General features: G+C 69.1%; 13 protein-coding genes and 6 pseudogenes. 9 read left to right on the forward strand and 10 right to left on the reverse strand.

What is annotated here, in order from left to right:
• Positions 1 to 458: 458 nt before the first annotated feature.
• Positions 459 to 590 carry a hypothetical protein gene (locus tag ABZ567_RS18710; RefSeq protein ID WP_360790963.1) on the reverse strand — a complete coding sequence of 44 codons (132 nt, stop codon included), beginning with the start codon at positions 588 to 590 and terminating at the stop codon, positions 459 to 461.
• Positions 591 to 902: 312 nt separating this feature from the next.
• Between ABZ567_RS18710 and ABZ567_RS18715 the strand changes: the two genes are divergently transcribed.
• From ABZ567_RS18715 to ABZ567_RS18725, 3 genes are all read left to right on the forward strand, one after another.
• On the forward strand, positions 903 to 1,574 hold the full coding sequence (locus ABZ567_RS18715; protein WP_360790966.1) for a hypothetical protein: 672 nt from the start codon (positions 903 to 905) through the stop codon (positions 1,572 to 1,574).
• Between the two features lie 93 nt (positions 1,575 to 1,667).
• A complete protein-coding gene (locus tag ABZ567_RS18720) occupies positions 1,668 to 2,198 on the forward strand; it encodes a toxin-antitoxin system, toxin component (protein ID WP_360790968.1) in 531 nt (176 codons plus the stop codon).
• A 13-nt stretch (positions 2,199 to 2,211) separates the two neighbouring features.
• Positions 2,212 to 3,414, forward strand: coding sequence for a DUF6545 domain-containing protein (locus ABZ567_RS18725; protein ID WP_360790970.1), 1,203 nt, complete (start codon positions 2,212 to 2,214; stop codon positions 3,412 to 3,414).
• Positions 3,415 to 3,870: 456 nt separating this feature from the next.
• On the opposite strand, the gene ABZ567_RS18730 is transcribed toward ABZ567_RS18725, so the two are convergent.
• Positions 3,871 to 7,998, reverse strand: a complete 4,128-nt coding sequence (locus tag ABZ567_RS18730) for a ricin-type beta-trefoil lectin domain protein (RefSeq protein WP_360790973.1) — start codon at positions 7,996 to 7,998, stop codon at positions 3,871 to 3,873.
• Positions 7,999 to 8,576: 578 nt separating this feature from the next.
• Between ABZ567_RS18730 and ABZ567_RS18735 the strand changes: the two genes are divergently transcribed.
• Positions 8,577 to 15,638, forward strand: coding sequence for a ricin-type beta-trefoil lectin domain protein (locus tag ABZ567_RS18735; protein WP_360790976.1), 7,062 nt, complete (start codon positions 8,577 to 8,579; stop codon positions 15,636 to 15,638).
• Between the two features lie 338 nt (positions 15,639 to 15,976).
• Here ABZ567_RS18735 and ABZ567_RS18740 read toward each other — a convergent pair.
• Positions 15,977 to 16,225: pseudogene (locus ABZ567_RS18740) on the reverse strand (CNNM domain-containing protein); the annotation flags it as partial.
• A gap of 539 nt (positions 16,226 to 16,764) precedes the next feature.
• On the opposite strand from ABZ567_RS18740, the gene ABZ567_RS18745 reads away from it, so the two are divergent.
• Positions 16,765 to 17,220 (forward strand): TerB family tellurite resistance protein, encoded by a 456-nt coding sequence (locus tag ABZ567_RS18745; RefSeq protein ID WP_360790979.1) that lies wholly within the window; start codon positions 16,765 to 16,767, stop codon positions 17,218 to 17,220.
• A gap of 27 nt (positions 17,221 to 17,247) precedes the next feature.
• Positions 17,248 to 17,509 (forward strand): annotated as a pseudogene (locus ABZ567_RS18750) (GlsB/YeaQ/YmgE family stress response membrane protein).
• A 46-nt stretch (positions 17,510 to 17,555) separates the two neighbouring features.
• Here the strand turns inward: ABZ567_RS18750 and ABZ567_RS18755 are convergent.
• Positions 17,556 to 18,484: pseudogene (locus ABZ567_RS18755) on the reverse strand (M56 family metallopeptidase).
• A 4-nt stretch (positions 18,485 to 18,488) separates the two neighbouring features.
• The gene (locus ABZ567_RS18760; protein ID WP_360790981.1) at positions 18,489 to 18,893 is read right to left on the reverse strand and encodes a BlaI/MecI/CopY family transcriptional regulator; all 405 of its coding nucleotides are present in this window, start codon (positions 18,891 to 18,893) and stop codon (positions 18,489 to 18,491) included.
• Positions 18,894 to 19,158: 265 nt separating this feature from the next.
• Here ABZ567_RS18760 and ABZ567_RS18765 point away from each other — a divergent pair, with 265 nt between their 5' ends.
• The 3 genes and pseudogenes from ABZ567_RS18765 to ABZ567_RS18775 all read left to right on the forward strand — a co-directional run.
• Positions 19,159 to 19,734, forward strand: a complete 576-nt coding sequence (locus tag ABZ567_RS18765) for a TerD family protein (protein WP_360790984.1) — start codon at positions 19,159 to 19,161, stop codon at positions 19,732 to 19,734.
• A gap of 95 nt (positions 19,735 to 19,829) precedes the next feature.
• Positions 19,830 to 19,943: a twin-arginine translocase TatA/TatE family subunit gene (locus ABZ567_RS18770; RefSeq protein ID WP_360791680.1), complete on the forward strand. Its 114-nt coding sequence runs from the start codon at positions 19,830 to 19,832 to the stop codon at positions 19,941 to 19,943.
• Positions 19,944 to 19,955: 12 nt separating this feature from the next.
• A pseudogene (locus ABZ567_RS18775) lies at positions 19,956 to 20,211 on the forward strand (ABC transporter ATP-binding protein); the annotation flags it as partial.
• A gap of 49 nt (positions 20,212 to 20,260) precedes the next feature.
• Here the strand turns inward: ABZ567_RS18775 and ddaH are convergent.
• The 5 genes and pseudogenes from ddaH to ABZ567_RS18800 form a co-directional block, all read right to left on the reverse strand.
• A complete protein-coding gene (ddaH, locus tag ABZ567_RS18780; RefSeq protein ID WP_360790987.1) occupies positions 20,261 to 21,076 on the reverse strand; it encodes a dimethylargininase in 816 nt (271 codons plus the stop codon).
• A gap of 17 nt (positions 21,077 to 21,093) precedes the next feature.
• Positions 21,094 to 21,231 (reverse strand): annotated as a pseudogene (locus ABZ567_RS18785) (methionyl-tRNA formyltransferase); the annotation flags it as partial.
• A gap of 276 nt (positions 21,232 to 21,507) precedes the next feature.
• The gene (locus ABZ567_RS18790; RefSeq protein ID WP_360790990.1) at positions 21,508 to 21,993 is read right to left on the reverse strand and encodes a phospholipase; all 486 of its coding nucleotides are present in this window, start codon (positions 21,991 to 21,993) and stop codon (positions 21,508 to 21,510) included.
• A gap of 798 nt (positions 21,994 to 22,791) precedes the next feature.
• The gene (locus ABZ567_RS18795) at positions 22,792 to 23,724 is read right to left on the reverse strand and encodes a trypsin-like peptidase domain-containing protein (protein ID WP_360790993.1); all 933 of its coding nucleotides are present in this window, start codon (positions 23,722 to 23,724) and stop codon (positions 22,792 to 22,794) included.
• A gap of 70 nt (positions 23,725 to 23,794) precedes the next feature.
• A pseudogene (locus tag ABZ567_RS18800) lies at positions 23,795 to 24,103 on the reverse strand (FAD-dependent oxidoreductase); the annotation flags it as partial.
• Positions 24,104 to 24,195 lie beyond the last annotated feature (92 nt).

Raw genomic sequence — 24,195 nt, forward strand, 5'->3', positions numbered from 1 at the left:
CCATCACTCTGTTCGCCGCTCTGGAGGTGGCCACCGGCAAGGTGATCGGCTCCCTGCACCGGCGCCACCGGGCCGAAGAGCTCAAGACGTTCCTGTGCGACATCCCGTGAATTCTCCTGAGCCGCTTCGGCATTCCTGAAGCGTTCTCAGCTCGTCTGACCGTGTCACACTGCCGACCACGACCCCGTTTCGTGGCTGGGCTTCGTCGACACCTTCACCGAACGCCACGCCTCCGTTGTCAACGGCACCGAGACCACCGTGGACCAGGCACTCGCCAGCGAGTTCGCCGAACCCTTTGGGAGTCGCTGCTCGCGGGGCAGCAGGTGGGAGCGGCCCTGCACGGCGTCCGGATGGCTCTGCTGCGAAAGGCAACGTCCTGGGACTTGCCTACACGGCGTACTGCTTCGCCGGGCTCCGCCCGTGCTCCACCGTCTGACCGCCGACCGGGCCGCCGTCCGTCACTCCTCCTCCGCGAACTGGTTGTTGACGACCGCGGCACCGCCCAACGCCGCGATGATCGTCACGAGATCGGCGATCCTGGACCCGCCGTTCGCACGCCACAGCGTCCGGTACGCGATCCACCCGATCACCGCCCCGAAGGCCCCGGCCCCCAGAGACTGAGCATGGAAACCTGCACCGGCGCTCCTCACTTCCATCCGAACGCCCCAAGGTACCGACGTGACAGGGGGGCTTGGCGCGGCGCGGAACGGGGACGAGCGTCAGTGAGGAGGCCGAACGAATGCGACCGGAGCCGTCCATGTCGGCCTTCCGAGAAAGACGGATCAACGGTGGTTGCTAGCCTTGCAGTACCTCGTCCGATGACCGCGGGAGTTCTTGTGAGTGATGGGCCTGCTCAGGACCTGATGGGCACGGTGTGTCGGATCGACTCACTGTTGGACCGCATGGGATTGAACCGCGACGACGTGTTGCGGGTAGAGGGGGAGGGCGGACTCTCGTACGCCTCCGGGGTGGCGGTGGCGGACGTGCGGAAGCTGCTGCGTGGTGAGCGCCCCGCTGAGCCTGGACCGGAGGTGGACGTGGTCGAGGCACGCCACCGGCGTGTGGTCGAGCGGATCCTTTTCCTGCGCTCGACGCGGCTACGTGCGGCCGCGGACGGCAGCAGGCGGGCCTACTCCCTGGCGGAGATCGCGGCCGGCGCAGGAACGAGCGCGCAGTGGCTCGACAAGATGATCAAGACCGGACGTGCTCCGAACCTCGACCACGCCGCCGGGATCGCGGGTTTCTTCGGAGAGAAGATCGAGTTTCTGGTCGCTGAGCCGGCCGAGGCGCTGAACCGCGCCCTGCAGCAGATCCACAAGGACCTGTTGGAGCGGACCGTGGAGCGCCAAGACGAGGACCTGCGACGCCTGCAAACCGCGGGGCCCGCGAGCGAGGTGGATCCCGCACTCGGCGTCGTCGCGTACGCCGCCCGGGCCCTGGCCGACGTACCGGACGACACCGCCCAACCCCTGATCGCCCTGATCGAATCCGTCGCACGGCGCTCCCGGGAAGAGCGCGCCCGGGAGGCCCGCGCCGCTCTTGAGACAGCGTTGGTGCACAATGACGTCGACTGATCGCGACGGCGGACGCCACGACTCACCAGCGGTAACGCACAAGTAACGATGCATGGGGGCTGTGCATCCGGGACGAGGGACGGGTGGCACGGAGTGCGGTTCTCGCGCGAGATGAAGCGGTATCGCGACGCGCTGCTCAGGGGTCTGCCGGAACCGGTTCCCGAGCAGCCCATGGAGCTACTGAAGGCGATCTGCGCGGGTGCCGCACGAAGCAGCGGGCGCGAAGTGCGTCTGATGCTCGAGGAGTTCCCGCCCGGCACGGTGACAGGCCTGTGGCTGGACATGGGCGACTACGACCTGATCGTCCTCGAGGCGAACACCTCCCCCTTGCACCAGGCCGTGATCCTTGGGCATGAGCTATGGCACCTCAAGGAGGGGCACTGCGGTCATGGAAGCGCGTCCGCTGCGATGGCCGCGGCCCGCATGCTGGGCGACCGCTGGAGCCTTGCCGACGCAGTCACCTACGTCGCCGCCCGTACGGAGCCAGACCTCGAAGAGGAGCGGCGTGCGGAGAAGTTCGGCCGGATGCTGGCCGACCGGGTCAGGCCTTTTCTGGAGCGCAGGCCTGGCACGACACCCTTCGGCGGAGTGGCCGACCGCATCTGGGCTTCGCTCAGAGGATGACAGGCGAGAAGTCGTGAATCTCTACGTCCCGGCGGCCGCGCTCGGCATCGTGCTGGTCGTCAAACTTCCCTCGTTGGTGAGGCGTCGGCACAGCCCCGTGGTCCGCAGCGTCAACGCCGTGATCTTCCTGCAGGCCGCGGCGTTCTTCTTCTCGGCGCCCCCGACAATCTCGTTCGTCAACGAGATGACCGGCGTCAGCAACTTCTCGGCGGTGTTGGTCTACTGCATCCTCTCCGCCTACGCGTGCGCCTGCCGGGTCCTCATGGAGAACTGGCGTGAGGACGTGGAAGTCCTTCATCGCACTCGCCGCCGGGTCAGGCGTTGGATCTGGGGCCATGGAGCCGTGACTATCCTGCTCATCGGTTGTTTCGTCTGGGGCGAGGCGCCGGTCGAGCGACAGCGTGACTTCGAGACGTATTACGCCAACACACCCTTTATGCGCGAGATGGTGCTGCTCTGCCTGTTCGCCGTCACCGCCGCTGCCGCAGCGGCGGCCGCCGCGTGCTGGAAATGGGCGGGCGACATCCGCAGGGAGTGCCCCGAGCGGAGGACACCGGCCGGGCGCTTGCTGCGTATCGGGCTCACCGTCCTGGCCGTCGGTTTCCTTACCAACGTCACCTATGGTACGGCCAAGCTGGCCGCGGTCGTTGCCGCCTGGAGCGAGCGGGACTGGGAACCGCTCAACCGGGCGGCCATGTCCTTCGCCTGCCTCGGCACCCTGCTCGTCGCGGTCGGCTTCCTCATCCCCATCGTCGGACCCTGGCTCGCCGCACAGGTGCTCGGGCCTCTGCGGACTCTGCGCGCCCTGGGCCCCCTGCGGCGGACGATAAGTCGGGGCGGCCCTCATCGTGGCGGGATGCGGTTCCCCACTCCCTGGACCGCCGGCCCCGGCCGGCGCCTTACGGACCGGATGACCGACATACACGACCGGATGCTGGAGCTCGGGGCGCACTGCTCGGACGACGTGCGTGCGCACGCCTACGCCGAGGCACGCCGGGGCGGCGGGACGGAGGCCGAGAGCGTCGCCATTGGGCTGGCTGCCATGTTCACGGCTGCGGCCGACGCCCGCGCCCGCGGCCTGCCGGCGGACAGAGCGGACGGCGTGATGGCGGTTCGGGCGCTGCGTGCGGCCGAGGCCGAGTACCGGGATCTCCTGGTCGGCATCTCCCGGGCCCTCGGCTCGGTCGCCGTTCTGTCGCCTTCGACCACGGACTGAGGCGGCAGCCCGTCGGCCAGACCGCCCCTCACCGTGAGGTGAGGCCGAATTAGGTGATCGACGGGAATTACCACTCGACGCTGAAGATCCGACTGGACTGGGGCGGCGCGGCCCGCGATCTCCTCCCGGCAAATCCGGCACGGAGCCGAGCCCAAATAGCGGGGTACACAACCTCATCCACGCCGCAGGGCGGCGATGTAGATGAGGGCGGCCTTGCACAGGTACCGCAAGGACACGAGAGGCGGCACCACCGCTCAATCGATGGTGCCGCCTTGTTGCCGTCGGACGAATTCGGTCCGTTGCGCCAGCGTCTGCCCGATCTTCGGATTGATCCCGAAGACCCGGCACGTTTCCTTGTTGTTCAGCCTTTTCCGCATGAGCAGGGGCCGCCCGCTCCGCAGAGAGCTCCTGGCCCGTGCCCAGGGAGCGGCGGCGATGGATCAGGTGGTGCGGGTGTTACGGAGCGACCGGCAGGTCCGGGGTCCGGAGCGTCGGGATGCTCCAGCGCTGGGCGGTAGTGCCGTTGCACCCCCAGATCATGAACTTCGTACTCCAGTCCCGCTTCGCCTGCGGCAGGTCGAAGCAGGCCTCCGACTGCGGGTTGAAGATGCTGCCGTCGGCGCGGGGCAGCCACTGCTGGCCGCCCTCGCCCAGGCACTGCCAGAAGATCAGGTCGGTGCCGTGCGCGGTCTGGTTGCCCCGGACAGCGACGCACTGACCCTTCTGGGTCAGGGTGCCGTTGGCGTTGACACTGAACTTCTGCGGGTCGGAGCCGTTGCAGCCCCACAGCTGCGGCTGGTTGCCGTTGCCGTTGGCGCCCTCCGGTGTGTCCACACAGAAGTCGGGCGACGCGGCGTACCGGATCGGCAGGTCCGTGGTCGTGGCCGGCGGTACGTAGTTCTGGAAGACGGACAGTCCGGCGATGGCGCCGTTGAGGTAGTTACTGGGCTTGCTGACGTACTTGTACCGGCCCAGGACCAGGGAACCGCTGGGAGCGGGGCTCGTGGCGGCCCGGTGGTAGCCGCTGGAGGCCAGGGTGCCGTTCACGTAGAGGCTCATGGCCCCCGTCGTGGCGTTGTAGGTGGCCGTCAGGTGGGTCCAGATGCCTTTCTTGAACGTGTTGGCCGGGGTGACAGTGGAGTTGTAGTCGTACGGCCAGCCGTCGTCGTCACCGCGCGCGATGGCGAAGCGCCAGTGGCCGGCGTCGGCCCAGAGCATGAACGCGCTGGCGTGAGCAGCGTCCTGGCTGACGATCACGCCGTCGGCGGCACTCATACGAGCCCAGGTGGAGATGGTGAACGACTGCCGGGTGTCGACCGCCTTGGCCGGCCCGGTGATGACCGACCTCGCCACGTCATCAAAGACCGCGACCTTGCGTGAACGGCCGTCCACGGTCTCGGTGGCGTAGGTGATCGCCGTGGCGGTGGCGTCGTTCGACACGCCGCTGCCGTTCTTGGCCGGGATGGCCTTGGTGTCGCCTTCCAGACGCCACTGGGCGGTCGGGGCCTGGGCGTCGCCACGGACGTGGTAGCCGCTGTAGCCGTTGACCGCGCCGCCGGCGGCGGTGCCGGCCCAGGCGTGCAGGGTGCCGTCGGTGCCGACCGCCCAGAAGTCCGGGATGTCGTCGCCGGTCACGTCTCCCTCGGAACCCACACGCGGGTAGTCCGTGCCCTTGATCCCGTATCCGATGCGGGTGGCCGGCTGCGCCGCCACGCCCGCGACCACGACGTACCCGTCAACCGCGCGGGTGGCGGTGGTCAGCTTGTACTGGAAGATGTCACCGTTGGTGCGGTTGCGCACCCACAGCGCCGGGGCGATGTCCGTGGTGGCACCGATGTTCAGGGCGTTGCCGGGGACCATCAGGTCCTTGTCGTCCCAGCTGCCGCTCGCGTCGACCAGGGTGGGTGCGGCGAGAGTCTGGTTGGACTTGACCGGATAGAACCACAGGTTGCCGGACTCCACGGACAGCAGGCCGGTGGCGTCGGTGACCTGGCGGCTGGGGGTACGCGTGGTGCGGGCCGGGCCGGTCGGGGTGATCTGGCTGGAGTACTCCCAGGTCGGCACGTTGTGGTATCCGGTGCAGGCAGTGGTGTGAGTGGTGGAGCACTCCGGCTTCGCGACCGTGGTCTTCGTGCCCAGCGAGAAACGGCCCGGGTCGGAGAGGGTGTTGTCGTAGGCGAAGAGCTGCGCTCCGCCCAACGCGCCGGGGGTGGGCGGCTCCTGGTGGACGAACAGGTCGTCCACATTGCGGCCGGGGTCGAGCGAGCCGCGGTGAACGGCGCGGTAGTCCTTCCACGTCCGGCCGGAGGAGGTCTCGGGAGCCTGTAGCGCGGTGGCCGCGGTGCCGCTGGGGATCATGCTGCGGCTGGTGCCGTCGGAGGCACGGCCGTGCGTGATCAGGTTGCCCGCGGTGTCCGGGACGAGGATGTCGGAGCGGGCGTCACCGGTGGTGTCACCGAAGGCGACCGCACCGTCCTTCCACGGCACGTAGAAGGCGTACGACTGGGTCTGCGAGGCGTTGCCGGCCTCGTCCAGGACCCGCGCGTAGACGATGTTGGTACCCCAGTGCGTGGGCTTGACGCTGAGGGAGCTCACGCTGAGCGGGCTGCCGCACTGCTGCTGGGCACCGACGAGCTGCGCGTCGAAGCCCCACTGGACACAGGCCAGTCCGGAGCTGCGCAGGCCAGCGCCCGGGCTCGGGTCGGACGCGACAATGGGCAGGGAGCCCGTGTCACCCAGGCGCAGGTTGGTGATCTGGCCGTTGCCGGCCGGCGGGAACTGGGTGGCGGGGTTGGTGAACTGACCGAACTCCAGGACCGGCGGGGTCAGGTCGACCGCGAAGTGGCAGGAGGTGGTGGCGGGGCCGCGCAGCAGGCCATCGTCGCCCTGGACCGCCCAGCCGTAGTTGTGACCGTCCTTCACCGCGTCGAACGGGGTGCTGTACGTGGCGTCGGTGCCGGTGCTGACGAATCCGGACCAGCCCTGGTTCACGGTCGCGCCCGTGTTGTGCTCCCACACGTTCACGTACTCGGTGAGCTGGCCCTGGTTGTGGCTGCTGACCTTCGAGGTGATCGTGACCGTGGGGGTGGTGATCCACCCGAACTGGTCAGCGGAGATGTCACCGCAGGCCTGGGTATCGCCCGAGACCACGCGGCGTGGAGCGGGAACGGTGTGCTGGTTCTCCGGAACGCGCGGCGGGAAATCGTACTCGGCGCTGAGGACGGCGGTGTACGCGAACCGCTTGAAGGCGATCTTGTCGCCGGTGCCCTCCTGGCCGGTCAGGGCGAAAGCCAGCGGGGTACCGGTGTCACGGATGCCGTCCCGCATGGCGTTGGTGATGTTGAAGTCCACGGGGATATTGCCGTAGCAGTCCCCGCTGTTGCCGTTGCCGCCGACGGACTGGTTCTGGATCCACTCGCGGATCTGGTGGTTGCTCCACTTGATCGTGGAGTTGAACGCGCCGGCCCGGTAGAGGTGCACCGGGTACTTGTTCGTGCACGACCAGTCCGCCGAAATGTACTGCTCCAGGCGGAGGTTGGCGTAGTTGATGGTTGCGCCCGCGTACCCGCTCAGATCGAACTCGTACAGCGCGCGCTCGATACCCTTGCTGGTCTCCCAGCCCTGGTAGCCCACGCCCGGACGGTCCCGGTCACTGGAACCGGTGCGGTCGTAGTTGCCCGCGTCGTACGCCTGCTGGACCCACGCGTGGTGCTGCTTGCCCCGACTGTCCACGGACCACGAGGGGTCGACGTAGATGGGGTACTTGGTGTCGGCACCATCGAGCAGTTCGGCGCTGGGGGCCAGGGCGATCTCACCCGTGGCACGCTTGGCGGACCCGGTCACCTTCGCGCCCGTCACCGGAATCCGGGCCACGGAAGCAGCGGCGCCTGGTCCATCGGCACTGCTGCGGCCCTCCGCGGCCTCGAAGTCGGCGTAACGAGACCCGCGCGCACCGGGCGTGCGGGCCTCGCCGGCCGACCACATCAGCGGAGCCGGGGCCCGGAACACCGTGTCCTTGCCTGCGGCGGCGGTGAGGCTGCCGTCCTTGTCCTTGGCCAGCGTCAGACCGCTGGTCTCCGTCGGGAACACCAGGTTACGCACGGCCGGGTTGGCGGCCGCTGCCGGCGTACGCAGCACGACCACCGTGGTGTAGCCGCCGTACTTGGTGGCGCTCACCTGGAGGTCGGTGTCGGGGGCCACGTTCTCGAACAGCGCGTCGTTGCCCCGCAGTACGGGCTTGGGCAGCGCGCCCGGGAACGGCGAGGACACCGACAGCTTCTTTCCATCCGCGGTCGTCATCGTCGCCAGCGGACCCGTGCCGCCGCCGGAGATGACCAGGCCCGAACTCGCAGCCTTCGGCGTCACGGCGCCGTCCGCACGGACGGTCAGCGTGTCGTCCAGTGTCTGCCAGCGGCCCTCGGCGCCCTTGGTGCGCTGGGGCAGGACGTGGCTCTCGGAGCGTAGCTTGCCCTTCGGGGTGGCGACCGTGGTCGTGTACTCCGTCGTCAGCTCCGGGACCGGCACGTCCTTGCCGGTCTTCGCTGCCAGCTCCCATGCCTGCTCGACCCCCGTGCGAGCGGGCATTCCTGACGGTGCGGTGGGCTTGGTCGGCTTGACCGTGGCGCGGGGCGCCACAGGGCCCGTCGATGCTCCCGGCGTGGCCCGCGCGTCGGGCAGAGGCACCGGTGCGGCCTCAGCGATGTACGGCGCCGCCAGTAGCAGAACCGTCGAGACCCCCACCGCCAGACTGGCGGTGACCGGCGTCCGCAAGCCGGTTCTTCGTGCATTGGACATGCGAGTGCCCGCTCCCCTAGACGTGTCGAGTCCCTGATCAGACAGGTCAGGGTCGGGGCACTGTGGCAGTCGAGCACACAGCGGATCAACAGGCGGAGGAACTAATTCCGCCCTTCCTGTGCGAGCTTGTGCCCAATTGGCCGCCGCGTGACCTTTCCCACCTGTCCATAAACTGTCGTTGACAGTGACTCAACGATCGTTTGCTGCTAACTTCCCCCGTTCAGACCGGCATTCAACTGGATCCGGGACCTCCCTCTGCTTCCTTCCGCGGGCCCAGCTCCCCACTCTCCATACCTTTTTGAAAGAAGGTCCCGGCCCGCACGGCCGGGACCTTCGCTCTCTGCTGTTCAACGATGGAGGACATCCTCATGTCAGTCCACGGCGTGCGCCGAAGAACGTGCACGTTCCGCTCACGGGTGGCCGGTCCGGTCATCGTGGCGCTCGCGGCCTCACTGCTCGGCGCACCGTCGGTGCAAGCGGCGCAGGTCGGAACCGAGGTTGCCGAAGCGGACTTCTCGAAGATCTGGAAGCCGCCGCACCGCCCGCTCCCCGGCACCAAGCCGGTGAAGGCGACCGATGCCGGCAAGACCCAGACGGTCAAGCCCCGTTACCCGGTGCCCACGCCTTCCGCGGCGCAGCCCAGGATCCCGTTCGCCGCTCCGGTCGCCGGCAGCGCCGACCTGACGGGCGCCGTCGGCACGGCTCCGGTCCAGGCCGGCCGCCTGCCGGTGTGGGTGTCCCCGAAGGGCGTCACCGCCAAGGCAGGGGCAGCATCGCGGGGCTTCGACGGCAAGGTCACGGTGGTACGCGCGGACGACCGTTCCGCCCGCGCCGTCGGGGTCAACGGGGTCCTGCTCAACCTCGCCGCACAGGCGTCCGGCGACTCCCCCACGGCTTCCCGCGTCCAGGTCGGCCTGGACCTCGCCGGCCTGCAGGCCGCCACCGGAGGCGAGTTCGCCTCTCGCGGCCGCCTGGTGAAGCTGCCCGCGTGCGCGCTGACGACACCGAAGGTGCCGTCCTGCCAGGTGCGCACCCCGCTGACCACGCGCTACGACAAGACGACCGGGCGCCTGATCGCCGACGTGACGCTTCCGACGGCGGCTGCCCCGGCTCCTGCCCCCGCCGCGGGCACGGCCCCGTCGAAGTCAAGCCGCCTCCTGGTCACCTCCGCCGGCGCCCCGATGCTGCTGGCCGCCGAGACGGACTCCTCCGGCCCTGGCGGGACGTACGAGGCCACCCCGCTCAACGCCTCGCAGAGTTGGGCCTCGGGCAGCAGCTCCGGCGCACTCACGTACAACCATCCCATCCAGCTCCCTCCGACGCTGGGTGGCCCCGTCCCCGAAGTCTCGCTGGGCTACAACTCCTCCTCGGTGGACGGCAAGACCTCCGTCACGAACGCCCAGGCCTCCTGGATCGGCGACGGCTGGGAATTCAACCCGGGCTTCATCGAGCGCGTCTACAAGCCGTGCGACAAGGCGGGCATCCCCGACTCGGGCGACGCCTGTTGGGCGGGGTTCAACGCATCGTTGTCGCTGGGCTCGCGCTCCGGCGCCCTGGTACGTGACGACAAGGCCGGTTCGGCGACGGCCACCACAGACGCCGCTACGGGGGTGTGGCGTCTGAAGGACGACGACGGCACGAAGATCGAGTTCGGCTCCGGTGCCGCCAACGGCGTCCGGGACGGCTCGTACGCGAAGGTCACCGACTCCTCGGGCACCACGTACTACTTCGGCGTCAACCACCTGCCCGGTGGTGACAAGACCGACCGGGCCACGAACGCCGTGTCCTCGGTGCCGGTGTACACGCCCAAGAGCGGCCAGCCGTGTTACGACGCCGCCAAGGGTGCCGGGTCCTGGTGCCAGATGTGGCAGCGCCTCTACCTCGACCACGTGGTCGACGCGCACGGGAACCTCACCACGTACTCGTGGGCTCCGGAGACCAACTGGTACAAGCGTGGCGCCGGCCAGAACAACGGCACCGGCACGATGACCCAGTACACCCGGGCCACCACCCTGGCAAGCATCGCCTACGGGCAGAAGCTCTCCGACCAGGTCGCGGCCAAGGGCACGCTCCAGCCCGCCGCCAAGGTCAACTTCACCGTCGTCGAGCGCTGCGTCGCGGCCGGCACGGCCTGCGAGCCCGCCAACCGGACCGTCGCCAACAAGGCCAACTGGCCCGACGTTCCCGTGGACAACGAGTGCAAGAGCACCGGCACGTGCGTCTATTACGCCGCCACGTACTTCTCCACCAAGCGCCTGACGGAGATCACCACCCAGGTACGCCTCGGAAACGTGTGGAAGGACGTGGACCACTATCGGCTGGCCCACTCCTTCCCCGACCCGAAGGACGCGGGCAGCCAGCGCGCCCTGTGGCTGGACTCCATCCAGCGCACCGGAAGGGCCGGCACGCCGAACCTGGACCTCCCGGCGGTGTCGTTCACGCCCGTCATGCTGCCGAACCGGGTGGACGGCACGAATCTGGTCCCCGCGCCACCGATCATGAACCGTGCGCGGATCCAGCAGATCCGCAACGAGACCGGCGGCGTCCTGAACGTCGACTACAACCTCGCCGACTGTTCGCGGATCAACAACGTGATGCCGGCCGCCGAGGACGACAACAAGCGGGCCTGCTACCCCGTGCGCTGGTCCCCGCCTGGTTCGGTCGCCGACTCCGACCCGGTGCTCGACTGGTTCCACCGCTACACGGTCAAGTCCCTGACCGAGAACGACATCGCCACCGACACCCCGCAGAAGATCACCGCGTATACGTACAGCTCCCCCGCCTGGCACCGTGACGACAGCGAGCTGACCGAGACCAAGGCGCGTACCTGGGGTGACTTCCGAGGCTTCGCGAAGGTGACGACCACGGTCGGTTCGGGCAACGACGGCCCCAAGTCGGAGACCGTCACCACCTACCGCCAGGGCATGGACGGTGACATCCGCAAGGACGGCACCGCCCGCTCCGCGCACCTGACGGACGCACTGGGCCGGGACGTCACGGACGTGGACTGGCTCAACGGCCAGGTGCTGCAGACCGAGGCCTTCGACCAGGCGGGCGGCGCCGCCGTCACCCAGACCGTGCACGCTTCCAGCGACGAGGTCGTCACCGCCACCCGCACGCGCACCGGCCTGCCCGCCCTGGTCGCCCGATACACCGGAACCAAGCTCACCGCCACGACCCGGGTGAAGCTGGCCGACGGTAGCTGGCGGACGAGCACCAGCAGTCAGGTCACCGACCCCGCGCGGAACAACCGGACGGTGACCTCTCTGGAGCAGGCGGACGGTGTCCCGGACGAGTGCACCCGCACCGCCTACGCGACCGGACCGGACGCCCAGCGCACCGGTCTGGTGTCCGAAGTGCTGAAGGTCTCGGGCGCCGACGCCTGTACCGCGGACGCCACCGCCACGAATACGGTCTCCCGGGCCCGCACGTTCTACGACGGGCTCCCGTTCGGCCAGGCGGGCGCCACGGCCGACGCGACCAAGAGCGAGATCCTGGACCGGTACACCGCCGACGGCACCCCGGTCTTCGTCACCGCTTCCACCAGCACGTACGACGGCTACGGCCGCACCACCTCCACGACCGACCCGAACAGCAAGGACGCGCAGCACCCGAACGGCGCCACCACCAGCACCCTCTACACCGCGGCCGCCGCCGGCGAACTGCCCGGCACGGTGACCGTCTCCACGCCTGTCCCCGGCCAGCCTGCGGGCACCTGGGACACGGTCACCACCTACGACACCCGTCGGGGACTGGCCCTGAAGGTGACCGACCCCAACCAGAAGACGACGACCAGCACCTACGACGCGCTGGGCCGGCTCACCGCGGTGTGGGCGCCGGGGCGCACCTCGGAGGCCAACCCGAACGCGAACGTGGTGTTCGGCTACCGGGTCTCCAACCAGGCGGGCGCACCCTCCACGATCACGACCGGCAAGCTGACCGTGGACGGCACCACGCCGGTCCGAACCACATCGATCCAGCTGATGGACGGCTTCGGTCACGTCCGCCAGCAGCAGTCCAACCCGGCGAACCCGACCTACACCGGTCGCCTGGTGACGGACACCCGCTTCGACTCGCACCACCGGACGATGACGACCAACGCGGCCTGGTACAACGACGCTTCGGGGCCGAAGGACGTCCTCGTCACCGCCGTGGACAGCTCCATCCCCTCGCAGACGCGTACCAGCTACGACGGCCTCGACAGGGCGACCGTCGTCTCGACGTGGTCACTGGGCACGGAGCAGCACCGTACGACGACCGGCTATCCGGGTGCTGACCGCACCGATGTCCTGCCGCCGAAGGGCAGCGCGCCGACATCGGTGTTCACGAACGCCCTGGGCCACACTACCGAGTTGTGGCAGTACTCCACGCCCGCTCCCACCGGGCAGGCCTCGGACGCGGCCGTCACCCGCCTCACCTCGACCCTCGACGGCCAGCCCCTGACCCGCAAGGACGCGGTCGGCAACGTCTGGTCGTACGCCTATGACCAGCGGGGCCGCCAGGTCAGCGCAAGTGACCCGGACACGGGCACGACCACGCAGACGTACGACGGTGCTTCGCGTCTCTCCACCATCACCAACGCCAAGAACCAGACGCTCGTCTACACGTACGACCTTCTCGGGCGGAAGACCGGCGTGTACGACGGCACCGTGAGCGCCGCCAAGCAGTTGGCCGGCTGGACGTTCGACACGGCCGCCGGCGGAAACGGCAAGCCCGCCACCTCCACGCGCTACGTCGGCGGCTCCGCCGGCAAGGCATACACAAGCGCCGTGACCGGCTACGACGACGGGGCCCGGATCACGGGCACGACGATAACCATGCCCGGTACGGACGCAGGGCTGGCCTCCGGCACCTTCACGTACAGCGTCAGCACCACCTATGACCCACTCACCGGCAACCCCAAGGGCACGGTCCTGCCGGCGCTCGCCGGTCTGCCGCTGGACGACATCGCCTACTCGTACAACGACTACGGCCAGATGTACAAGTACGCCGGTGCCACCACCTACGACACGCAGACCGAGTACGACGCCTTCGGTCGCGTGATCCGGTCCACCGTCAACCCGTGGGCCTCCCAGGTCGTCTCCACCACGGTGTACGACCAGGCCACCGGGCGGCTCCGGGACCAGTTCATCGACAAGCAGACCTCCACGACGGGCGCGGTGCAGCAGACCGGCTACACCTACGACCAGACCGGCCGAATCACCTCGCTCACCAACATCGCGGACAACACCCCCGCGCAGACCGACCGTCAGTGCTTCGCCTACGACCACCTCGGCCGGCTGACGACGGCGTGGACGGACACCGGCGGCATCAAGAGGCCCGATCCGCTCACGCACCAGACCGCCGACCAGGGCACGTGCACGAACACCACGCCGACCAGCGGCGCCGTCGCCCCGGCGAAGACCACCGTCGGCGGACCGGCTCCCTACTGGCAGGAGTACGCCTACGACCTGACGGGCAACCGCACCAAGATGGTGCGCCACGACCCGGCGGGAGACACGACCAAGGACACCACGACCACCCAGACGTTCGGTCTCGCCGGGCAACAGAACGCCCCGACCTCCGCTCCCGCCACCGGCGGCGGCACGGGTGGTCCGCACGGGCTCCTGCTCTCCACGACGAAGACGGGTACGAGCACCAACAACGACAAGTTCCAGTACGACGAGAACGGCGCCACCACCTCCTACCGGGCCGGCAGGGCCGGCACGAGCAGCCTGACGTGGAACAGTGAGGGCAAGCTGGCCTCGCTGACCCTGGCCGCCCAGATCAAGGGCATCGGCGGCAAGTGCCTCGATGCGGAGGGCGGTTCGACCGGGGTCGGCAGCCCGCTGCAGATCTACACGTGCAACACAGGCGCGGGACAGAGGTACTCCACCGCGAACAGCACGCTCTCCAGCGGCAACCGGTGCGTCCAGTCCATGGGCACCGCGGCCGGATCGCCGATCACGTTCCAGGACTGCGACGGCGGCGCCGACCAGACCTGGATCGCCCGCGCCGACGGCGCTCTCCACAACCCCGCCTCCGGCCGCTGCCTCACAGTGCCGGGTGACGTCAACACCGACAGCACGAACCTGGTGCTGGGCGACTGCGGCGCCACGGTGCCCGCCGGGCAGAAGTGGACCATCCCCAACAGCACCACGACGTACCTGTACGACGCGGACGGCAAGCTGCTGATCCGTCGCAACCCCGCGACGGCCACGCTGACGCTCGGCAATGACGAGCTGACGGTGAACACGGCCACCCAGGCCCGCACCGGCACCCGCTACTACCCCATCCCCGGCGGCATGACCATCGTGCGCACCGGTGCGGGAACCGCGGCCGGGGCGTTCACCGTCCAGATCGCCGACCACCACGGCACGAACAACCTGAGCATCGACCTGTCGACGTTGGCACCCACCCGCAGCCGTACCGACGCCTTCGGCAACGTCCGGGGCACCGCGCCCACGGCCTGGACCGGGAACAAGGGATTCGTCGGCGGCCAGAAGGACGACACGACCGGGCTCACCAGCCTCGGCGTCCGCCTGTACCAGCCGACGACGGGCCGCTTCATCAGCCCCGACCCGCTGTTGTCACCGATGGACCCGCAGCAGTGGAACGGCTACGCCTACGCGAACAACGACCCGGTCGGCAACACCGACCCCGACGGCCGCATGTGCCTGCACGGCTCGCCGGGCGGAGGCCGCGACGGCATCTGCGCCGGTGTCGAGGGCGACACCGACGGAGTGGTCGGCGACTACTCCGACAACTGCAACCGCGACTCCTGCCGCGCGGCGGCGGACGCCATGACGCAGCAGGCGCGGAAGAAGGGCACGTACAACAGGACGCCGAAGGGCCGCGAAAGCAACCCCAAGCCGGTCAGCAACTACAAATTCTCGTACTCCTACTCGTACAAGAACTACCTGGGACAGGCATCGATCCTGGGTTCGCCGGAGTCCGTCATGGCGGCGTTCAAGGAAAACCCCGGGGAGGTCTTCCCATTCCCGGTGAAGGGTTGCGACGAATTCGTCGGCGGGGATGTCTGCACCCTGTACCCCGGGGCCAGTGCCCACGGCATCAGCCCAACCCTACTCGGAGGCCCTGGTGTGGTCCTGGTGACGACCGCGGACACCAGCTTCACCTTCGAGGTGATCGAAGAGGGATACTTCGACGACCGCGGTTCGACCATCACCTTCACGGTCGAGCAAAAGGGTGAGGACCTGTACCTGAGGCAGGACGCCATGACGACCGGAGCCAAGGCCATCCCGCGCCTGGGAGTGGCAATGGGGATGGCCAGGGAGGAATGGAGGGACCAGACGTTCAACCTCCAGAGGCTGATCATCGGCGATGATCTCATCGACCGCTTCGACCCGAGGATCATGCCCCGTGACCCCGCTCTGGAGCTTATGAATCCCCACTTCGGGAAGTACATGGACAAGGCGAGGAAGCACTGAGCCGGACAGAACGGATACAAACCTGAACGGGGGAAGCCCCCGGCCGCATCTGAGGCCGGGGGCTTCCCCCGCCCGGCTACTGGGCGCCGCCCTGTCCACCACCCACCCCGACTCCCTCAGCCGCAGCCCCCGCGTCATCCACCCCCGGCCTCGATACACCAGTGAGGGGCAGCCAAACGAGACCGCCGCCGCGGTCGCCGTCGGTTATGTCACCGAGGCGATCGACAAGCCACCGCTCCTGGACCCCGAAACGCTTTTCCTGCCACGCGAACAGCGCGACATCGTCCCGCTCGTCGCGCAGGGCATGTCGGCCGCACAGATGGCCACGGAGCTGGAGCCGCGAGGGACGGCTCCGCGAGCATGCCGATCACCAGCGAGGTGACGGTGATGCCGAACTGGGCACCGGAGAGCTGCACGGTCAGCCGGCGGACGGCACGCAGCGCGCCCTCGGCGCCGCGCTCCTTCGCTTCGACGGCCCGCTCCAGCTCACCACGCTCGACAGTCGTCAGGGAGAACTCGGCAACGACGAAGACGGCGCAGGCCAGGGTGAGCCCGAGTGCGAGCAGCAACAGGAGGACCTCGGTCACTGTGCCACCCCCGCTCGCTCACCGAAAGTCAGCAGGCAGGATACGGCACGGCCGGTACTCGGAGGCTCCATCGCGGGCCCGTGGCTCCTTCTCATGAACGACGTGGGGAGAGAGTCACGCCCCTCCCCGTACTTCTACACCCACTGTAAAGGAACCAGGTCTGGTGTCCACTCTTCACCCACTCACAGATCGCGCCCTCAAGGGTCGGCCGCCGGGTGCGTCCGGCCTGCACGATCGAGCCTCCCGCCGTGGCGTCCAGGGTCGAACGGAGACTGTTTCCGGACTCTTTCTCCCCGAACACGCCGTCGCGCGGCCCTACTTCACCGGGAGGCCTCTATGCCGCCGTCGGCACCCTCCACCCACCCGGGGCGCCGCCGGCATCCGAACCACAGGTGGGCGTCGTCGGCGGCCCCTCCCGGCCGGGGCGTCCGCCAGCTCTCTGGAAACCTGACCGCCACATCCGGTACGCACCACAGGAACCTCTCCGTCCGCTGCTACGTTCTACAAATACGTAGAAGTAGTCGACGTCTGGAGTACTGATGGCTCTGTGGGACCGCTTCAAGGAATCCGCATCGACGATGCAGACCCAGCTGATGGCGAAGAAGAACGACCTGAAGAGCGGCGCCTTCCGGGACGCGAGCATGGCGATGTGTGCGCTCGTCGCCGCCGCCGACGGGACCATCGACCCCGCCGAGCGCCGCCGGGTCGCACAGCTCATCTCGACCAACGAGGTGTTGCAGAACTTCGACGCGACCGACCTCCAGCGCCGCTTCGACGACAACCTGAACAAGCTGACCGCCGACTTCGACTTCGGGAAGGTCAGCGTGCTCCAGGAGATCGCGAAGGCGAAGAAGAAGCCGGCCGAAGCCCGCGCGGTCATCCAGATCGGCATCGTCATCGGCGGCGCCGACGGCGACTTCGACAAGACGGAGCAGGCCTTGGTCCGCGAGGCCTGCTTCACCCTCGATCTGCCGCCCCACGAGTTCGATCTCTGAGAGCACCAGTCACAGCCGGGCGACGGCATGGAGATCTCGGGCGTCCTCGGCGCGATGGCGATCGGCGTCGTCATCGGCACGCCCGGCCGGCTCCCCCTGCCGGACGGCAGCGCATCGGCATGCTGTGGACGATCGCGGTGGCATCGTGGCGGCCCTGGCCGGCACGGCACTCGCCGCCGGCCTCGGAGTGGCGGACACCAGGGAAGTCGACTGGATCGAGTGGACCCTGCAGATCGCCCTCGCGGCCGTCGGTGTGACCGCCCTGGAGTGGTTCAAGATCCGGAGCTGACCGGTACGACCGCGGCGGGCACGCAGCCGTGCGGCCCGCCGGCCGGTCACATCGGTGTGGCCACGTGAAGGATGAGGAACAGCGTCACGGCGGAGTTCGCCGAGGACAGCGCCGACACCGTCGTGCCGACGGCGGCACTCCACGCCGCGAAACCCACGGCCGTGAAGACCGGCGGCCAGGCACGGCCCACCGGGGCCGGTCGCATCAGAGCGGCGACCCGTCGAGGCACGGGACCGGCGCCCGTCAGTGAGGGCAGCAGCGCCGCGGGCATGGTCGGGGCGATGAGGGCGGCCTTGCCGATGGCCCGGGCAACGGCGCGGCGGTTGCCGACCACCGTGGCCGCCGCCTCGTCCGCCCAGCGCTCCGCGGTGTACGTGACCGCGGTGCGCAGCGGGCGCAGGAACGGGTTGGCCCGGGCAGCGATATGCACCGTAAGCAGGTGGCGGTGGTGACGACCCGCCAGGTGGGCCCGCTCGTGGGCGAATAGGGCCCGCCGCTCGGCGGAGTTCAGCCCGGCGAGCATGCCCGTGCTGGCCACGACCCGCCCGCGGCGGCCCGCCAGGGCGTACGCGTACGGGGTGGGGTCGGGCAGTACAACGACCGAGCGCGCGGCAGGCCCGCGAGTGCCCCCGCGGCCCGCCGGCGCACGCGCAGCTGTCGCCAGGCGGCCCACCCGCAGGAGGCGACCACCGCGAGCAGTACGGGAATGGCCGCCCGGCCGGCCACCTCGTCGTACGGGACTGCCGCGCGTACCTCGGGGTCCGACCAGCCGTCTGGCAGCGGATTCCCGGGCAGCTGCGCCGTGCCGACGATCATGAGCAGCCCCAGGCACAGCGTGCTGCACACCGCGAGGACCCCCGCGACCGCCGAGAGCAGCCGGGTCGCGGTCCGGGGATGGAGATGCTGTTCGGCGAGGCGGGCGATGGGCCAGGCCGTAAGCGGCAGGACGAGTGGCAGGAAGACGAAGACCCCCATGGCTTCAGTCCTCCCCCTCCCAGGAGTCGTGGGCCAGCAGGTCCCGCAGGACCTGCTCGTCGTTCGGAGAGAGGGCGGTCACGAAGCTCGCGAGTACGGCCGCACGGTCCGATTCGGAATCCAGGACCTTCCTCATGCGCAGGGCCGCGAGACCGGCCTCGTCGGCGACCGCGGTCCACTCGAATGAGCGGCCGGCACGTTCCCGGGACACCGCTCCCTTGGCGTGCAGCCGGGTGAGGATGGTGATCACGGTGGTGTAGGCGAGGTCACCGCCGAGGCGTTCCTGCACCCAGCCCGCGTTCACCGCGCTGGGAGCGTCCCTCAGCGCGGCCAGCACCTGAGCCTCCAGCTCCCCCTGACCGCGTCGCTGAGCCGACGGGTTACGCCCGCTCCTGCTCTGGTCCGCCATGTCATCACTCTCCCGCCCGCTCGCCTGCCCGGTGCGAGGCGGTTCATCGTACTGAGTCGTCACGCATGCGTCCGGCTCCGTTTCCGCAGTGTTGGCGCCTTGGCTGTCCGTGCGAGACCGCCTGGAGGGGCCGACCGACACGGCGTCGGCATATCCCTGGCAAGGTCCTCCCTTCCAGCATCTTCTACATCATTGTAGATTTACAGGCGCCCATACTGCACAGTTCGGTGCGGGCGTCCGACGCGCGGCGCGGAAGGGATTCGACATGGGTGTGAGCCTCGCCAAGGGTGGCAACGTCTCGCTGACCAAGGAAGCGCCGGGACTGACGGCAGTCCTGGTCGGCCTGGGCTGGGACGTGCGCACGACGACCGGCAGCGACTACGACCTGGACGCCAGCGCCCTGCTGCTCGACCAGGGCGGCAAGGTCGACTCCGACCGTGACTTCGTCTTCTACAACAACCTGACCAGCCCTGACGGTTCGGTCGAGCACACCGGTGACAACCTCACCGGCGAGGGCGACGGCGACGACGAGGCCATCAAGGTCGACCTCGCCTCGGTCCCGGCCCACGTGACGAGGATCGTCTTCCCCGTCTCCATCCATGACGCGGCCAACCGTGGCCAGAGCTTCGGCCAGGTCCGCAACGCCTTCATCCGCGTCGTCAACCAGGCCGGCGGAGCGGAACTCGCCCGCTACGACCTCTCCGAGGACGCCGCGTCCGAGACCGCCATGGTCTTCGGCGAGCTCTACCGGCACGGCGCCGAGTGGAAGTTCAGGGCGGTGGGCCAGGGATACGCCTCCGGGCTCGCCGGCATCGCGGCCGACTTCGGCGTCAACATCTGACGCCGGCCCCAGCCCGCTGAAGAAGCTCGGCGAGAAAGCGGAGAGCAGCGTTCGGAATCAGCGAGATCGCGATCACGCTGATCGTCGCCGTAGTCCTGCTCGGCGCCAAGAAGCCCCCCGAGCTCGCCCGCAACGCAGGCAAGGCGGCACGCATCCTCACGAGCGAGACCAAGGCGATGAAGGCCGACGGCGCCGCCACCGAGCAGTAGGCCACGTACCAGATCCTCGTCATGGACGAACCCACCGCTGCCCTCGACGCCCGCGCTGAACACCGCATCTTCACCCGCCTCAAGAACCTTTCCGCTGGGCGGGGCCACCCCCTTCATCGCGCACCGCCTCGCCAACGCCCGCCTCGCCGACCGCAGCGTCGTCCTCGAGGCAGGCCGCATCATCGAGACCGGCACCTACGACGAGCTTGTGCAGCGTGGTGGCAGCTCCACGTTCTACGAGTTGCTCAAGCTGCAGGAGGGCTCGTGAACAGGGTCGATTCTGGGCGTGCCCCGGGCCCGTCCGGGGCACGCCAGGGCTACGTGGTGGCCGTGCGCAGCTCCAGCGTGCAGCACTTGACGCTGCCGCCAGCCTTGAGGAGTTCCGAGAGGTCCACCCCGATGGGGTGGAAGCCCCGGGAGCGCAACTGCCTCGCCAGGCCTGTGGCGTTGTGCGGCAGCACCACGTTGCGGCCGTCCGATGTCGCGTTGAGCCCGAAGACCGCCGCGTCCTCGGCCGTGGCGATGACGGCGTCGGGGAACAGCCGCCGCAGCACGGCGAGGCTGCCCGGCGAGAAGGCTGCCGGGTAGTACGCGATCGTCCGCTCGTCGAGCACCGTCAGCGCGGTGTCGAGATGGTAGTAGTCAGGGTCCACGAGCGTCAGTCCGACGACGGGGCGGCCGAAGAACTCCTGGGCCTCGTCGTGCGAGCGCGGATCGCTGCGGAAGCCCGTACCGCCGAGCAGCCAGTCGCCGGCCAACAGGTAGTCGCCCTCGCCCTCGTTGACCACGGCAGCGGTGCGGAGGTCGGGGAATCCGTTGTCGCGCAGCCAGTCGTGGTAGGCCGGGCCCTCCGCGATGCGCTGGGCGTCGCGGAACCTCGCCACGAGCGCCCGGCCGTCGATCACCGTGGCGCCGTTGGCGGCGAAGACCATGTCGGGGAGGCCGGGGAGGGGGTCGATCGTGTCGACGGTGTGCCCGAGGCTCAGATAGACCTCGCGGAGCTTCTCCCACTGGGTGATGGCCAGTCGGGTGTCGACGGGCTTCGCCGGGTCCATCCAGGGGTTGATGGAGTAGACCACGTCGAAGTAGGTGGGCCGGCACATGAGGTAGTGCCGGGGCCTGGCGGTGCGCATGATGGGATTCCTTGTGGTCAGGGGCGGCTGGTGAGGTAGCCGCCCATGGAGGTGAAGTACTCGGCGGCGGCCCACTCGCGGCCGTCGTCCGTGCGTGCGCGGGTGACGACAAGGCCGTGGTCGCTGCCCGTCCGCGCGCCGGCTCCGGCAACGATGAAGGCCCCGCTCGCGACGCGGCGTGTGAACTCGACCGCCTCTTGCGGTAGCGACCTGCTCGCCGACGGGGTGGCTGCCGAGGTCTCGCCCTGGAAGCGCTTCTCTCTGTGGTGGCGGGGGCACGGGTCGCGGCGGGCTCACACGAGCCGGAGGTCCGGGCCGCCCTGACCGCGGCACGGCTGTCAGGCGCTCCGCTCCGCGGGCGGCGGGTGGCCCGAGTCGGGTCACCCGCCGCCCGCGTGCGGGATGTGATGTGCCGCTACGTTCGCGAGGGATCAGGCGGCGAGCCCGTTGTCCACGGCGGCGGAGCGGCCGAGCTTGTCCACCGCCTGGTAGTACGTCCAGGCTGTCGCATCGCACGCCGTCTTCTTCGCGCTGCTGTATGCCGCGCACACCCTCTTCAGGTCCGCGTAGAAGGCGTTGTCGACGCGCGCTTTGTTCGCGTCGAAGGTGCCCGCCTCCTTGTAGTTGCGGTAGCCGAAGTCGTGCCGTGCGCAGGACGTCTGGAAGGGGAAGCCGAAGGGGTTGTCGGGGGACGTGGAGCAGTAGTCGGTGGACCAATTGAACTGGTACGCGCTCCACGCACCCTGGTTGGCACGGGCCGCGACCCAGGCGTTGTAGCTGCTCGCGCTTGTCTGGGTCCAGTTGCTGAGCACGGTCGCTTTGTCGGCCGGTACGGCGGACGCCGGTGCGGCAGCAACTCCGATCGCGAGGGTGAGGGAAGCGGCGCTCACAGCGAGAGCGGAGAGTCGACGACGCATGAGGTTCCTCCTGTGGGAGTGACACGGACAGTCGTGATGTGCATGCGGGCCGTACGGGATGGACGGCGCCGCAGGTTTCAGCGGGGCCACTGATCGGCGACCGCACGGGCAAGGAGTGGGAGTTGTGAACTCTCCTGGGAAATAGGCGAGTTCGGGATACTCAAGGACAGTTGTGTTCTTGCCACACGACAGACACGACACACTCCGGCCGCCAGGGCGTGTCGACGTACCGAACAACCCGTGCCACACCGGCCGTTCGCGGCTCTGCGCATGGACCGCGGGCGACAGACCCGGCGCCCGCCGCCAGCCGGGCCGGCTTGCGGGCCCGTAGCAGCGCCTCGCGGCCATGCCCCGCAGGAACCGCGAGGCCAAGGCCTACCGGGGTCTCCGCCACCGCGTGGACTGCGAGGTCGCCGTGCACGACGGACGCGAAGTGCACGGGAGTTTCTTGGCCGCCCACTGCGGCTGCTGTGCAGCCATGGACGACACCGCAGTACGGGCACGGTCCGTCGTCGATCACGACGCATTCCGGCTCGGCGGCCCCCAGGACCCCGGACAGCAGCAGCCGCAGGCCGGCGCGGCTGTCCCGCTCCCGCCCGGCCGGGAGCGAACCGAGCCGTTGGGTGCGCAGCTCGACCGTGGTGATAGGCCGGCTCACCGCAGGTGGCGGGGCCCTGAGGTCGAGCGCGGGCGCGGGCAGCGGGGTATGCGCTCGCGCCCAGCCGCCGTCGGGGTTGGTGGACGGCAACCGGAATCCACTCTCGTCCATGGCGTCGCACCTCCAGGTGTGCCGTGGAATCAAGGTCGGGCGGCGGCTATCTGCTCCACGAGTGCGACGAACTCACCCGTCCTGGCGTCGAAGCGCGGGGATGCCATGAAGCCCTGGGTGTCAGAGATGCTGTTGAGACCGCCGATGTATCCGGATCCGGTGGTGTAGTCGTAATCGAGCAGCCAGGGCGAACCACTGGAACCCGGCGTCATGTTGGCGCACTCCACCTGCCACATGTTCAGTGGTGGCGCGGTGGGTTCGATCAAGTCCTCGCAGAACTCCTGGTGTTCTCCGTCGTAGGGCGGGCCTGAGTAGCCCATGATCGACACCTTCTCGCCGGTGCGGGCGTCAGGCACGATCTGGTATCCGCCCACCGCCTCGACCACCGTCTGGCCCTTGGCGTTGTCGTTGGTGATGACCAAGCCGTAGTCGTGCTCCCAGTCCGGCTTGGTGCCGCTGCTCCACAGTGACGACGTGGCGACGTTCCAGGCCGTGAATTTGCCGAACGGCTCGTCGCCGTCATGGCGCGCCGGAATGAAGACGACGTTCTTCGTCCACGTGCCGCCTGGCCCTTCGTGGAGGCAGTGAGCGGCCGTCAGCACGAGGAGCTCGGAATGGCTGTTGACGGCAGTCGCGGTGCAGTGGTCCGGCCTCCCGTCGGCATGCTCGAAGACGAGCTTGCCGACGGCGGTGGAGTACGGCCCGTCCACGAGGGCGGTGATGCGCGGATCGGTGCCCTCGCCGGTGGCCGCCTCCTTCGGTCCGCCCTTCTCCTCGCCGATGGCGCGGCGCACCCGCTCCGGCGTCCAGTGGTCGAGCAAGGCCTGCTGCTTCTGCGCGGCGGTGCCGCCCTCCGCGCCGGGTACGTCGATCACAGCGGCACGGCTGACGACGTCGGGCTCGCCGGGTGCCGACGCCTGGGCCGACGAGCCGAACACGAGCCCGGAGGCGGCGACGGCCAAGGAAGCCAGCAGAGCTCTCAGGCGAGTTCTTCGCCCGGGGCCCGTCCGGGGCCGGGCACTGCTGTGATCCTCAGACACAATTGAGTTCCCTTCGTGGCGTGTCGTGGACGAACCGCTCGGCCGACAGTCCCGAGACGTCGACGAACGGCCGGCGCCCCAGGTAGAGATCGCGGACTACTTCGCCCGCCGCCGGTCCCTGGAGGAAGCCGTGACCGGAGAAACCGGTCGTGTACAGGAATCGCCCCGTCCCCGGAGCCTCGCCGATGAGAGCGCCGATGAGAGCGTTGTGGTCGGGGGTGACTTCGTCGAGTCCGGCCCAACCCGTCGCGATGTCCGCATCAAGGAGCCGTGGGGCTCGGACGGACATGGCCTCCGTGAGGTGGAAGGCGATGCTGCTGCCCACGACGCCACCGCCGACGACCACCACTTCCGCGGCGGGTGGGAGCTCCGGTGCCGGCTCTCCCACCCTCA

The sequence above is a fragment of the Streptomyces sp. NPDC016459 genome (genome assembly GCF_040632845.1).
GTDB lineage: Bacteria > Actinomycetota > Actinomycetes > Streptomycetales > Streptomycetaceae > Streptomyces.